Origin of the sequence: Streptomyces sp. NPDC051662 (assembly GCF_040681655.1) — a bacterium.
In the GTDB taxonomy this organism is placed as follows: domain Bacteria; phylum Actinomycetota; class Actinomycetes; order Streptomycetales; family Streptomycetaceae; genus Streptomyces.
This window is the reverse complement of record NZ_JBFAZD010000012.1, coordinates 238,102-250,821: the sequence shown is the minus strand read 5'-3', so window position 1 is coordinate 250,821 and position 12,720 is coordinate 238,102. Positions and strand designations below refer to the sequence as shown.

12 protein-coding genes are annotated in these 12,720 nt (G+C 69.8%); 5 read left to right on the top strand and 7 right to left on the bottom strand.

Going from position 1 to position 12,720, the window contains the following annotated elements; translation table 11 throughout:
* Positions 1–28 precede the first annotated feature (28 nt).
* The 4 genes from AB0M67_RS22020 to AB0M67_RS22005 all read left to right on the top strand — a co-directional run bounded on the left by AB0M67_RS22020 (position 29) and on the right by AB0M67_RS22005 (position 2,718).
* Positions 29–883, top strand: coding sequence for a helix-turn-helix transcriptional regulator (locus tag AB0M67_RS22020; protein WP_365747820.1), 855 nt, complete (start codon positions 29–31; stop codon positions 881–883).
* Between the two features lie 98 nt (positions 884–981).
* Positions 982–1,251 carry a DUF397 domain-containing protein gene (locus tag AB0M67_RS22015; RefSeq protein WP_365747818.1) on the top strand — a complete coding sequence of 90 codons (270 nt, stop codon included), beginning with the start codon at positions 982–984 and terminating at the stop codon, positions 1,249–1,251.
* A 229-nt stretch (positions 1,252–1,480) separates the two neighbouring features.
* On the top strand, positions 1,481–1,789 hold the full coding sequence (locus AB0M67_RS22010) for a hypothetical protein (protein ID WP_365747816.1): 309 nt from the start codon (positions 1,481–1,483) through the stop codon (positions 1,787–1,789).
* Between the two features lie 26 nt (positions 1,790–1,815).
* Entirely contained in the window at positions 1,816–2,718 is a 903-nt protein-coding gene (locus tag AB0M67_RS22005) for a cupin domain-containing protein (RefSeq protein WP_365747814.1), read from the top strand.
* 57 nt (positions 2,719–2,775) lie between these two features.
* Here the strand turns inward: AB0M67_RS22005 and AB0M67_RS22000 are convergent, their stop codons facing one another.
* The 7 genes from AB0M67_RS22000 to mshD all read right to left on the bottom strand — a co-directional run bounded on the left by AB0M67_RS22000 (position 2,776) and on the right by mshD (position 10,253).
* Complete coding sequence (locus AB0M67_RS22000; protein ID WP_365747812.1) at positions 2,776–3,231, bottom strand: NUDIX hydrolase; 456 nt, start codon at positions 3,229–3,231, stop codon at positions 2,776–2,778.
* Positions 3,228–4,280: a CHAD domain-containing protein gene (locus AB0M67_RS21995; protein ID WP_365747884.1), complete on the bottom strand. Its 1,053-nt coding sequence runs from the start codon at positions 4,278–4,280 to the stop codon at positions 3,228–3,230. The genes AB0M67_RS22000 and AB0M67_RS21995 overlap by 4 nt, the downstream gene beginning before the upstream one ends.
* 1 nt (position 4,281) lies before the next feature.
* The gene (locus AB0M67_RS21990; RefSeq protein ID WP_365747810.1) at positions 4,282–6,510 is read right to left on the bottom strand and encodes an RNA degradosome polyphosphate kinase; all 2,229 of its coding nucleotides are present in this window, start codon (positions 6,508–6,510) and stop codon (positions 4,282–4,284) included.
* Positions 6,511–6,796: 286 nt separating this feature from the next.
* Positions 6,797–7,759, bottom strand: a complete 963-nt coding sequence (locus AB0M67_RS21985) for an ABC transporter permease (RefSeq protein WP_365747808.1) — start codon at positions 7,757–7,759, stop codon at positions 6,797–6,799.
* A complete protein-coding gene (locus tag AB0M67_RS21980; protein WP_365747806.1) occupies positions 7,756–8,715 on the bottom strand; it encodes an ABC transporter ATP-binding protein in 960 nt (319 codons plus the stop codon). Before AB0M67_RS21980 ends, AB0M67_RS21985 begins: the two co-directional genes overlap by 4 nt.
* Positions 8,712–9,176, bottom strand: a complete 465-nt coding sequence (locus AB0M67_RS21975; protein WP_365747804.1) for a GntR family transcriptional regulator — start codon at positions 9,174–9,176, stop codon at positions 8,712–8,714. Before AB0M67_RS21975 ends, AB0M67_RS21980 begins: the two co-directional genes overlap by 4 nt.
* 156 nt (positions 9,177–9,332) lie before the next feature.
* On the bottom strand, positions 9,333–10,253 hold the full coding sequence (mshD, locus tag AB0M67_RS21970) for a mycothiol synthase (protein ID WP_365747802.1): 921 nt from the start codon (positions 10,251–10,253) through the stop codon (positions 9,333–9,335).
* Positions 10,254–10,522: 269 nt separating this feature from the next.
* Between mshD and AB0M67_RS21965 the strand changes: the two genes are divergently transcribed.
* Positions 10,523–12,355, top strand: coding sequence for a bifunctional metallophosphatase/5'-nucleotidase (locus AB0M67_RS21965; RefSeq protein ID WP_365747800.1), 1,833 nt, complete (start codon positions 10,523–10,525; stop codon positions 12,353–12,355).
* The last annotated feature ends 365 nt before the right edge of the window (positions 12,356–12,720 follow it).

Here is a 12,720-nt window from a genome sequence, read left to right as displayed (position 1 = left end):
CCACGAGTGAAACAGGCACACTTCTCCTGTGGCCCCGTCGTCGCCGTCATCGAGCGTCCAGCACGCCAGGGAAGCCCTCGGATCGCGCCTGCGGGAGATCCGGAAGGACTCCGGCATGACGGCCCGCGCTTTGGCGGCGGCTGCCGGGTGGCACGAGTCCAAAACCTCGCGCATCGAAAACGGCAGGACACCGCCCTCCGATGCCGACATCCGCAAATGGACCAGGCTGTGCGACGCGGAGGACCAGACCGCTGACCTCATTGCCACGGTCCGTGGCATCGAAGGCATGTACGTCGAGTGGAGGCGCCTGGAGAGGGGCGGCCTGAGGCAGGTGCAGCAGTCCGTGCTGCCCCTCTTCGAGAGAACCCGGCGCTTCCGTTTCTACCAGTCATGGGTAGTTCCCGGTCTCCTGCAAACCCCCGAATACACCCGTGCCGTACTCAATACGGTGGTTGCCCTGCGGGACGCTCCGGATGACGTCGACGCCGCTGTCGCGGTGCGTATGGAACGCCAACGCATCCTGCGCTCAGGCCATCAGCGATTCGCCATGCTCGTGGAGGAATGGGTTCTCCGCACGGTGATCGGCGATGCCCGCATCATGAGCGGCCAACTTGCCCATCTCATCGCGGTGGCATCTCAACCGTCCGTGAGTCTCGGTGTCATCCCCATGGGGACCGAGCGGGGGGATGCGTGGCCGACCGAGTCCTTTTCCCTCTTCGATGACGTACAAGCATCGGTGGAACTGGTGTCGGCGAACCTGACGGTGACGCAGCCGCGTGAAGTCGCCGAGTATGTACGTACGTTCAAAGAGCTGTCCAGTATCGCGGTTTACGGGGCGAACGCCCGCAAGCTGATCACTGCCGCAAGCGACGCGCTCGGGTGAATCCGCGCAAGTCCGTAGAAGTTTATTGAGGCACACAGCGCCGTCAGCCGATGCTCTACCCAACGTCAGTATGCGTTATGTAGCGCGAGGTGATCACTGTGGCATCTGTGGAAAAAGCCGAGACCGAGCCCCTCAACACCATCTACAGCCTCCCTGCCGAAGGCGCGGAGTTCGAGAACTTCTGCGGAGGCAATCTGGGTGGCGAGCATGAGTCGTGCGTCGAAATCGGTGCGATTCCGGGTGCGACGCCTTCGTACGTTCTTCACGACAGCAAGCCCGAGGGCGTCGGCCGGGAGCTCCGCTTCACCGAGAAGGAACTCAACGACTTCGCCGTTGGGTGGGTCAGGAAGCAGGGACTCGTGCTCTGAACCGGCTTCTTCCTCAGCTCGCACACCGCATGAGGCGGGCTGCGCCCGGTCTGCCGGGTACGGCCCGCAGCACCCAGGAAAGGCACGGATGAGCTGGTCAGGACACTGGCATGGATACGGCCCTTGGACCGGCAGCAGGGACACCTACGGGCAGGAGGGACTGCGCCGCCCGGGGGCACACCCCAACGACGAGCGGACCCGAGCGTTCCTCGCCTCTACGATGCCGCCGATGCAGACCGGTCACTGGCTGATGCGCCGAAGCCAGACTTCGGCGGACCGCACATGGACGGATCTCGCCGACGCCGTGAGCTGGTTGAAGAAGACCTACAGAGCCAACCTGCCCGTCGAGCGTGAGGACACCAAGCGGGCGTACATCGACTTGGATACGAAGGCCGGCTACGCGGAGGACGCGCTCAGACGGGGCAGTGATGCCGTCTGGGTCCACTACACCAAGTCCTCGAATCTGGTGTCGTTCTCAGTCGTGTGCTGCCCTCATCGCTTTTTCCCTCGGATTCTCTGCCCGCTGCCGCTTCTCTGACCGCTCAGCGGGCGGGAAAGGACGCCATGTCGCTCAGCATTCTGCTCCCGGAGACCGGTGTAGCCGACCTCTTGAACTCTTGGCCGGGCGAGCCACGCGTGTACCAGCGCGACACCACGGAACTCGACCGCACTGTCACCTCGGCGTTCCTCAACGACTACATCGCCACCGGATGTATGCCGGCGGCCGAAATCGCGGTGGTGAAGGCCCCGGGCCCGTCCCTCAACCGCGACGCTTTCATGACCAATGGCCGCACCGATCCGGACAGGCTTCGAAGGCTCTATCGCAACGGATATACCGTCCGGCTCGGCAACCTCCAGAGGGTCATTCCCTTCATGGCGAGGGTCTCGCGGGCCATCCAGGAGGAGACGGGATATTCGAACTACGTCCATGCGTTTCTGACGCCGCCGGGAAATCAGGGGCTTCGCCACCACTGGGATCAGCAGATGGCGGTGATCGTGCAGACGGCGGGCGTCAAGCGGTGGCAACTGTGGCGCCCGGAAGTGGAAGCGCCGATGAGGGAGTTCAACGAATCCTGGCGGGTGTGGCGCGAGAACTACATCCCGGACTGGGAGGCCGCCGGCCCGGACGCCGAGTTCGATCTCCACGCAGGGCAATCGCTTCTGTTGCCGAGGGGCTGGGTTCACAACCCGTATGTGGCGGACATCGACGCGGACAGCGTCCACCTGACGTTCGCCATCTGGGAGCGCACCCCGGTGTGGCTGGCCGAGAAGCTGATCGCGGGTGCGATAGAGGAGCCTGCGTTCCGTCGGATCATTCTGCCCCGCGACATCAAGGGTGCGGCGCTGGCCGAGCGCGTGCACGAGACGCGCGACGCGCTCGTGAAGTACCTCGCGGCCCTGGACGCGGACGAACTCGCCCTGGTCGTAAGGCAGGCCGCTGTGACCGAGGCGGAGTACTCGACGTGATCCGCAGGACCCCAACCGCCTGGGCCGGTGGCCCCGCCCGCTGCCGGCCGACAGGCGTTACGTCGCGTGCAGTGCGTTCAGGAGCGCGTCCACCAGCAGCCGGTCGCGGGGTTGCGTCAGGCGGTCGCGGGCCGCCGGCGGGGTCAGCCATGCCACGCGGTCGACCTCGTCGTTGGGGACGAACGTCCCGTCCGTCGCCTCGGCCGCCCAGTAGGTGACCTCTTTGGGGCGCCCCTGTGCCAGATAGCGCACCGTACCGAGCCGGGTTCCCGGTACGCAGTGGTGGCCGGTTTCCTCCAGGACCTCGCGCAGGGCCCCGGCCAAGGTGTCCTCCGCCCGCTTGAGCTTGCCCTTGGGGTGGGACCAGTCGTCGTACTTCGGCCGGTGCACCAGGCAGATCTCGGTGCCGCCGTCCCCGTGCGGCGAGCGGCGCCAGAGCACGCAGCCGCCCGCGCGGACGATTCCCCGCCCGCGCGCCTCCGGCCCCGGTCCCGGGCCCGGCGGCGCCGTCACCGGGCCACCGCCGCCTTCTGCCACACCTGCTGGAACGCGAAGCGCGCCGCCTCCACCTCATGGCGCTGGTCCGCGTGCAGCACGCCCAGGGCGTACGCCGTCGTCGGCGCGATCCGCGGGGTGCGCGCCGCGTTCGCCGCCGCCGCTGCCGCCTCGGCGGCGTCGCGGTGCCGGTCCAGTGCCTGGCCCGCGCCCAGCAGTACCGGGTCGGGGGCGCCGCCGGGGCACCACACCTCCTGGGCGTACCGGTGCAGGCGCAGCAACTGCCGTACCTGGTGCCAGGGGGCGTCCTGCGCCTCGCCGTCCGACGCGGTCGCGAGGCCGTGGACCAGCGCCTCCGCGTTGTACGGATGGGCCGCCCGCGCCAGCGGGAGGGCCGCGACGGCGTCCAGCAGCTGTCGCTCGGTGGTGTCGCCCGGACCGGCGAGCACCTCGATGGCCGGGGCGCCGGCGAGCGATGACAGCGGTACCTCGGACGCCAGTACGGCCACCGCGTCCGCCACCGCGTGGAAGCGGGACGAGCCGAGCGCCTGGAGCGCCGCCGAGTGCGCGCGGGTCCTGGCCAGGGTCAGCTGCCGCTCCAGCAGCGCGCCCGCGCGGGACGCGCCGACGGTGAGCGTCCCGGGCGGCGGCCCGGCGGCCTCCGCACGCGCGCCGGGTACGGAACCGAGCGACGGGGCCTGCGCGCCCACGGACACGGGTGCCGCGCCCGAGAGCCTGGCCAGCGCCCCCACCAGCCGGTGCAGCCGGGCCGTACAGGCGTACTCCTGGGCCAGGGTGCCGGACAGCCAGCCCAGTTCCGTACGGAGCTGGTCGGCCCAGCCGGGGTCGAGCAGTGGCCGGAACGTATGCAGACCGCCCCCGATCCGGCGCGCCGCGCCCCGCAGTGCCAGGGCGGCCGACTCGGCCGCCGCCGTGTCCGCGCCGCTCTCCCCGTACAGCCGCAGGCCGCGCAGGAAGTCGCCGGCGTGGGAATGCAGATATCCGGCCAGGACCTCGCCCGCGGTCAGCCCGCCGGGGCCGGACGCGGTAAGCCGGTCGGTGTCCACTTCATGGTGCTGCACGCCGGCGCCTCCGGGCGTCTATGAGCATTTCCTGAACGTTCCGCAGCGGCTGGCCCTCCGCATCCGTGGAATGCCGGGTCCAGTTGCCGTCCGCGCCGAGATGCCAGGAGGACGTGGTGTCGGACATCCCGGTCTCCATCAGCCGGGTTATCGCCGCGCGGTGGGCCGGATCGGTGATCCGGACGAGAGCTTCGATACGACGGTCGAGATTGCGGTGCATCATGTCGGCGCTGCCGATCCAGACCTCGGGCTCCCCGCCGTTGCCGAAGGCGAAGATCCGGGAGTGTTCCAGGAAGCGGCCGAGGATCGAGCGGACCCGGATGTTCTCGGAGAGACCGGCGACCCCGGGGCGTACGGCACAGATCCCGCGGACCCAGATGTCCACCGGCACCCCGGCCTGGGAGGCCCGGTAACAGGCGTCGATGACCGCTTCGTCGACCATCGAGTTGACCTTGATACGGACCGAGGCGGGACGGCCGTCGCGGTGGTGCGCTATTTCCTTGTTGATCCGGGAGATGAGCCCGTCACGCAGGGACTTCGGGGCGACCAGCAGCCGCCGGTAGGTCTCCCGGCGCGAGTAGCCGGACAGCCGGTTGAACAGGTCGGACAGATCCGCGCCGACGCGCGGGTCCGCGGTGAGCAGCCCGAGGTCCTCGTACAGCCGCGCCGTCTTCGGGTGGTAGTTGCCGGTGCCGACATGGCTGTAGCGGCGCAGGGACTCGCCCTCCTGCCGTACCACCAGCGAGAGCTTGCAGTGCGTCTTCAGCCCGACCAGGCCGTAGACCACATGGCAGCCGGCCTCCTCCAGCTTGCGCGCCCACTTGATGTTGGCCTGCTCGTCGAAGCGGGCCTTGATCTCGACGAGGACGAGGACCTGCTTGCCGGACTCGGCGGCGTCTATCAGCGCGTCCACGATCGGGGAGTCGCCGGACGTCCGGTACAGCGTCTGCTTGATGGCCAGGACGTCCGGGTCGGCCGCCGCCTGCTCCAGGAAGGCCTGGACGGAGGTCGAGAACGAGTCGTACGGGTGGTGCAGCAGCACATCGCGGTTGCGCAGGGCCGCGAAGATGTCGGGCGCGGAGGCGGACTCCACCTCGGCGAGCTGGCGGTTCGTACCCGCTATGAACTTCGGGTACTTCAGCTCCGGCCGGTCCAGCGACGAGATCCCGAAGAGCGCGGTGAGATCCAGCGGCCCCGGCAGCGGATAGACCTCCGCGTCGGTCACCTTCAGCTCGCGCACCAGCCGGTCGAGGACCTCGGGCGCGATGTCCTCCTCGACCTCCAGCCGGACCGGCGGGCCGAAGCGGCGCCGCATGAGCTCCTTCTCCAGCGCCTTGAGGAGGTTCTCGGCGTCGTCCTCCTCCACCTCCAGGTCCTCGTTGCGCGTGACCCGGAACATGTGGTGCGCCAGCACCTCCATCCCCGGGAACAGCTCCTCCAGCTGGGCGGCGATCACATCCTCCAGCGGTACGTACCGCGAGGGGGACGCCTCCAGGAAGCGGGAGAGCAGCGGGGGCACCTTGACCCGCGCGAAGTGACGGTGGCCGCTCACCGGGTTGCGTACGGTGACGGCCAGGTTGAGGGAGAGGCCGGAGATGTACGGGAAGGGGTGCGCCGGGTCCACGGCGAGGGGCGTGAGGACCGGGAAGATCTGCTGGCGGAAGAGCGTGACGAGCCGCGCCTGCTCCTTCTCGGTCAGCTCGGGCCAGCGGATGATGTGTATGCCCTCGTCGGCCAGGGCCGGGGCGACATCCTGCTGGTAGCAGGCGGCGTGCCGGGCCATGAGTTCGCGCGAGCGGGTCCAGATCAGATCGAGTACCTCGCGCGGCTGGAGGCCGGAGGCGGAGCGGGTGGCGACACCGGTCGCGATACGCCGCTTCAGGCCGGCCACCCTGACCATGAAGAACTCGTCCAGGTTGGACGCGAAGATGGCGAGGAAATTAGCCCGTTCGAGGAGTGGCGTGGTGGGGTCCTCCGCGAGCTCCAGGACCCGTTCGTTGAACGCGAGCCAGCTGCGCTCGCGGTCGAGGAACCTGCCCTGGGGCAGATCCGTGCCTTCGGGGCCGCTCTCCTCCTCGTAGTCGTCCAGATCGGCGTCGAGATCGGGTTCGAGGTCGGAGCTGGTCGCGGCCACGGTGTGGGGCCGGTGGGCGGCTATGAAGCCGACGGACGGCTGGGGGTGCTGGACCGGTACCTCGGCGGGCTGCTGGCTCATGTCCCTATTGTTCCGCGCCGAGGGCACGACGGGCGCGTCGGAGAGGGCAGGGGCGAGGTGGATCCTGCCGTTGGTCCTGCCGTTCGGCGTGGGGGGCACAGCGGGCTGCATTCAGTGAGGGTCGCAAGAGCGTCTGAATGGCTGGTAACGGCGACATGACGTGAAGGGAAGCGGGACGGGGCTCCCCGGGGCCGCGCACTGCCTCTGGGGAGCCCCACCGTAGCCGTGTGTGAGACGGCGGGCTCCGGGTGGGGGCCGAAACCGCCGCCCGGTCCCGGTCCCGGTGTCAGGCGTGGCTGCGGCGCAGCACCCGGAAGGCCGCGAAGACGACCGCCGCGGCCAGGACCAGGACGATCCCGGTCTCCATGAACTGGAGGGGCCAGAGGTGGGAGGCGGGGTGGTGATCGACGAAGTAGGCGGCCCCCTCGGGGAGCTTTTCGCACGGGGACGCCGTCCGGTCCACACAGTCCACACGGTCGAGCCGTTCGCCGGAGGCGAGCAGGACGCCATGCCGGAGGGTCCAGCCCAGGTCGGGGAGGTGCCAGCTGCCCGCCGTGACGGTCTCCGCGGGCCACAGATACGGGCGCACCCACGTGATCATGGCGAGCATGGCCCCTCCCACGGCGAGCACGGTGACGGACATCGCGAGGAGCGTACGGCGCACCAGCAGCCCGGCGAGGGCGCCGAGCGCGATGCCGAGCAGGCCGTACGCGACGGGCAGCGGGCCGATCCCGGCGAAGCCGAGCCTGTCGTACCACTCGACGGTGTACACGCCTTCGGGCCCCTGGAACCTGGACCAGCGGTAGAGGATCACCAGCGCCGCGGCGCCGACGACCGTCCACACCACCGGAACCGCGAGCTTCGTCATGAGCCAGCGGGCCGGGGAGACGGACTGGGTCCAGGCCAGCTTGTACGTCCCGGATTCCAGCTCCCTGCCGATCAACGGCCCCGCCACGAAGGCGCCGACGACGCCGGGGAGTGCGAACAGCACGACGCCCGTGTTGCTGAGCCACTGGTGGAACGCGTACTGGGCGTCGAGGAAGCCTCGGACGGTGCTGTCGCAGTTCGCCGTGGGGGCCGCCACGGAGCAGCCCGTGCCGGCGAAGTCGCTCACCGAACTTGTCGCGGAGTACCGCTGGTAGAGCAGGATCAGGGCGGTCAGTACGAGGAGTGCGCTCCCCGCCCAGAGAACCCGGCGGTGCTGGTGTACGGCGACCCAGACCGGGCCGCGCAGGGTCGGTGCGCTCATGCCGCCACCGCCGTACGGTCGCGTCCGCCGTTTCCGTCGCCGTCGCCCTGCGGCGGCTCTGCGCTCGGCGTGAGCAGGACGGGCGCGTCCGGAGAGCGCAGATGTGCCAACAACAGCTCCTCCAGGGCGGGTTCGGCCGTCTGCCAGTTACTGTCCAGCGGTCCTTCCGGCCGGATCAGCGCCGTACCTCCGCGCCCCGCCGTACGGGACTCGACGACCGTGTGCGGCGCGAGGTCGGACAGATCGCGTGCCGCTCCGCTGACCAGCAGGTGCGCGTTGACGATGTCCTCCACCTCGCCCCCGAGCCGCACCCGGCCGCCGTCCACGAGCAGCAGATAGTCACAGGCGTCGGCCAGTTCGGTGAGGATGTGCGAGGAGATCACGACGGTGGTGCCGTGTTCCTCCGCGTCGGCCATCAGAGCGCCCATCAGCTGATGGCGCGCCAGCGGGTCGAGATCCGCCATCGGCTCGTCCAGCAGCAGCAGTTCGGGGCGCTTGCCGAGCGCGAGGGCGAGCGCGACGCGGGTGCGCTGTCCGCCGGAGAGCGACCGGACCCGCTCGCCGTGGTCGAGCGCGCTCCCGGGGCCGCCGCCCTCGATGATCCGCTCGGCGGTCGCCGCGTCCCAGCGCTCGGGGTTCAGCTCGCGGCCCATGCGCAGCGTCTCCCCCACCGTCAACTGCGGGTACAGCGGCTTGTCCTGGGCGACGTACGCGAGACGCGCGCGGGCGTCGGCCGGTGCCGTGCCCAGGACGCGTACGGTCCCCTCGGTGGGCGCGAGCAGCCCGGCCGCGTGGGCGAGCAGGGTCGATTTGCCGGCGCCGTTGGGGCCGACGAGGGCGCAGACGCGCCCGGCGGGTATCCGGAAGGAGCAGTCGCGCAGCGCCCAGCGCTCGCGCCGCCCCACTCCCGCGAAGCGTTTGCCGAGGCCGGTCGCCTCGATCGCCGCCACAGTCATGCGTCATCCCCCTTGATGCGCTCGGTGCGCGTGGTGCGTGTGGTGCGTGTGCCGTGTGTGTCGTGTGTGGAGCGTTCTTCGAAGCGCTCTTCGAACCGGTCCTCGACCACGGACGTGAAGAGCGCGGTCACGTCGTCCTTGTCGAGCCCCGAGGCGCGGGCGCGGTCCGTCCAGGCGGCCAGCTCCGTCCGCAGCGCGCTGTCGGCGGAGCCCCGGCCGAGGGTGCCCCGTACGAACGTGCCCAGCCCGCGCCGCCCTTCGGCCAGCCCCTCGCGCTCCAGCTCGCGGTAGGCCTTGAGCACGGTGTTGGGGTTGATGGCGGTGGCCGCCACCACCTCACGTGCGGTGGGCAGCTTGTCCCCGGGCTCCAGCAGGCCCAGGCGCAGGGCCTGTTTGGTCTGCTGGACGATCTGGAGGTAGGTGGCCACCCCGCTGCGCCGGTCGATGCGGTATTCGATCACCCGCAACCACCCTTTCACTAGGGAAGTAGTGAAAGGGTGCCGTAAGAGAGGGGCGGCGTCAAGGACACCGCCCCTCAATCCCCTTGTCCGCGGGTTCGGGGCCCGCGGGTTCGGGGCCCGTGGATTCGAGGTCCGTGGATTTCGAGGTCCCCGGGTTCAGGACTCCGTGCGGTACATCAGATCCACCTCGTGCGTGCTGAAGCCGAGTCGCTCGTACACCGTCAGCGCCGCCGTGTTGTCGGCGTCCACGTAGAGCATCGCCGTGGGCAGCCCCTGCGCCGCCAGATGCCGCAGCCCGATCGCGGTGAGCGCCTTGCCGAGGCCGCCGCCCTGGGTGTCCGGCCTGATGCCGAGGACGTACACCTCGCCGAGCTGCTCCTCGGCGTGCACCTTGGTCCAGTGGAAACCGATCAGCTCGCCGTCGCGCTCGGCCAGGAAGAAGCCCTTCGGGTCGAACCACGGCTCGGCGATACGGTCGTCCAGATCCCGCTGGACCAGCGCGCCCTGCTCGGGGTGGTGGGCGAAGGCGGCGGCGTTGACCGCGAGCCACGCCGCGTCGTCCTGGCCGGGCACGAACGTACGGACCGTGACCCCGGCGGGCAGCGCGGGCTCGGGGATCGCGGGCGGGACCAGTGGCCGCCGCAGCTGCCGCAGTTCACGGAAGAGGGTCAGCCCGAGCACCTGGGCCAGATGCCGGGCCGCCGACCTGCCGCCGTGTGCCCACACCCGCAGCCGCTTGCCGGACGCGCCCAGCAGCGCCGCACCCAGCGCCCGGCCGTGGCCGCGGCCACGGAGCCCGGGGCGTACGACCAGCTCGGCGGCCGGGGCCTCGATGGGGTCGGTATCCTCCAGCTGTCCGTAGCCGACGAGTTCACCGTCGACGGTGAGCAGGAAGTGCCGTACCCCCTCGCGGTGTCCGCCGCGCAACTGGAGCCGGCCCTGCTCGGAGACGGCCTGCACTCCGTCCGAGTCGGCGGCCTCCGCCAGCAGGGCGAGTACGTCCTCGGCCTGCTCGGGGGTGAGCGCGTCGAGGGTCTGGATCTGCCGGCCGGGCTCGCGGGCTACTGCGTCAGTCATGGGTCGAGGGTACGGCCGGGGCGCGGCGGGACGTGGTATGGCCCCCGACCCGGAGGTGGTACGGCCCCCCGACCTGGAGGTGGTACGGCCCCCGACCGGGACGTGGTATAGACCCGGCCGCGACAGCTGCCGCACCCGTAAAGGCAACCAGCTCGTAACCCGGCACCCCCTGTCGTGCTACGCGCGTTGACTCTAGGCTGCCGCTCGCAGTCTTCGTGAAACTTCCGACTTTCTTCACCACCCTCACGCTGAATTCACCAAGGGGATCCATGTCAGCGACACCTCACAAGAACCGCGCGGCACGGCGGGTGCTCGCCGCTGCCGCAGGTCTGGCCACCGTCGGCGCTCTGTTCGCCGCGATGCCGGCCACCGCGACCGAGCCCGGTCGTGGCTCGGATCACGGCAACAGCCATGGTCACGGCAACCACAAGCCGAAGACCGTTGACGTACAGCTGCTGTCCTTCAACGACCTGCACGGCAACCTGGAGGCGCCCGCGGGCTCCGCCGGGACCGTCACCGAGAAGCAGGCCGACGGTACGACCAAGGCGATCCCCGCCGGTGGTGTCGAGTACCTCGCGACCTCGCTGCGCAACGCCCGCAAGGGCAACGCGTACTCCATAACCGCGGCCGGCGGCGACATGGTGGGCGCCAGCCCGCTGCTGTCGGGCCTCTTCCACGACGAGCCCACCATCGAGGCGCTCAACAAGATCGACCTCGATGTGACGACCGTCGGCAACCACGAGTTCGACGAGGGCGCCGTCGAGCTGGCCCGTCTCCAGAACGGTGGCTGCCACCCGACGGAGGGCTGCTACGAGAAGGGGAAGAAGTTCAAGGGCGCCGACTTCCCGTATCTCGCGGCCAATGTGACGTCGGAGAAGACCGGCAAGCCGGTCCTCAAGCCGTACACGGTCTGGAAGAAGAACGGCGTCAAGGTCGGCTTCATCGGAGTGACCCTGGAGGGCACGCCGAACATCGTGACCGCCGAGGGCGTCAAGGGACTCAAGTTCCACGACGAGATCGAGACGGTCAACAAGTACGCCAAGGAACTGGAGCGGCAGGGCGTCAAGTCGATCGTCGCGCTGATCCACGAGGGCGGGGCGCCCGCGTCCACCGCGTACAACTACGACTGCGACAGCCCCGGCGCCGGTGACGGCATCTCCGGGCCGATCGTCGACATCGCCAAGGGCATCTCGCCGAGCGTCGACGCGCTGGTGACGGGCCACACGCACCAGGCGTACGCGTGCACGATCCCGGACCCGTCCGGCAACCCGCGGCTGGTCACGTCCGCCTCCTCGTTCGGCAAGCTCTACACGGACACCACGCTCACCTACGACCTCCGTACGAACGACATCGTGCGGACGAGCGTGAAGTCGGCCAACCACATCGTCAGCCGTGACCAGGCCAAGGCCAAGGACATGACCGACCTGATCACGCGCTGGAACAAGCTGGCCGCGCCGATCGCCAACGCCCCGCAGGGCTTTATCTCCGCGGACATCAACGGCCGCGGTGCGACGACCCCGGAGTCGCCGCTCGGTGACGTGATCGCGGACGCGCAGCTCGCGGGCATGGCGCCGGCGGACAAGGGCGGCGCGCAGATCGCCTTCATGAACCCGGGCGGGATCAGGGCGGACCTGGTCCACAAGGCGTCGGGCAGTGAGGGCGACGGCGTCGTGACGTACGGCGAGGCCTTCACGGTGCAGCCGTTCACCAACATGATGAACGCGGTGGACCTGACCGGCGCCCAGCTGATCACGGCGCTCCAGCAGCAGGTCAGCGGCTCGAACGAGGCGTCTCCGAAGATCCTTCAGGTCTCGAAGGGCTTCACCTACACCCTGGACATGACGAAGACGGGCGCGGCCCGGGTCATCACGGACTCGGTGAAGCTGAACGGCGAGGCGATCGACCCGGCGAAGACGTACCGCGTCGCGATGAACGAGTTCCTCGGCGGCGGCGGCGACGGCTTCGCGGTGCTGGGCCAGGGCAAGAACAAGCTGGTCGGCCCGTCGGACCTGGACCTCTTCAACGCCTACCTGGCGGCGAACTCCACGGCGCAGGCGCCGCTGGCACCGCCGGCGGCGGACAGGATCACGATCCTGAAGTAGCGGTAGCGGACGTCGCGCAACACCGAGGGGCGGTGGGCCATGGTGCTCACCGCCCTTCGGCGTGCCGGGCGAGCGCGGGGGTGACCGGACGCGCTCGCTCCCCAGCGCGGTGTTATAGGTGGCGTATGCCGCTTTTAGATGCTGCTTTGTGTGTGTGGGGGGCGGCCCGGGGGAGGGGCCCCGGGGAAGCACCCATGTGCGGAGGGTCCATTCCCGGCCTCGGGTCGTGGGTGGGGGCGCGGGAGTGGAGTGGGGCGGCCCGGCACCGGCTCAGCGAGCTGATGCGAGTGGGTAGCTGGGGCTCATGCCCCGCTGGTGACGGTCCATTGACGGGTGCACCTGTCGACTGGGGCGGACGGACCTGC

Coding starts and splice junctions, on each gene's coding strand:
- AB0M67_RS22010 (WP_365747816.1), top strand. CDS start 1,481: ATGCAGACCGGTCACTGGCTGATGCGCCGAAGCCAGACTTCGGCGGAC.
- AB0M67_RS22005 (WP_365747814.1), top strand. CDS start 1,816: ATGTCGCTCAGCATTCTGCTCCCGGAGACCGGTGTAGCCGACCTCTTG.
- AB0M67_RS21990 (WP_365747810.1), bottom strand. CDS start 6,510: ATGAGCCAGCAGCCCGCCGAGGTACCGGTCCAGCACCCCCAGCCGTCC.
- AB0M67_RS21985 (WP_365747808.1), bottom strand. CDS start 7,759: ATGAGCGCACCGACCCTGCGCGGCCCGGTCTGGGTCGCCGTACACCAG.
- AB0M67_RS21980 (WP_365747806.1), bottom strand. CDS start 8,715: ATGACTGTGGCGGCGATCGAGGCGACCGGCCTCGGCAAACGCTTCGCG.
- mshD (WP_365747802.1), bottom strand. CDS start 10,253: ATGACTGACGCAGTAGCCCGCGAGCCCGGCCGGCAGATCCAGACCCTC.
- AB0M67_RS21965 (WP_365747800.1), top strand. CDS start 10,523: ATGTCAGCGACACCTCACAAGAACCGCGCGGCACGGCGGGTGCTCGCC.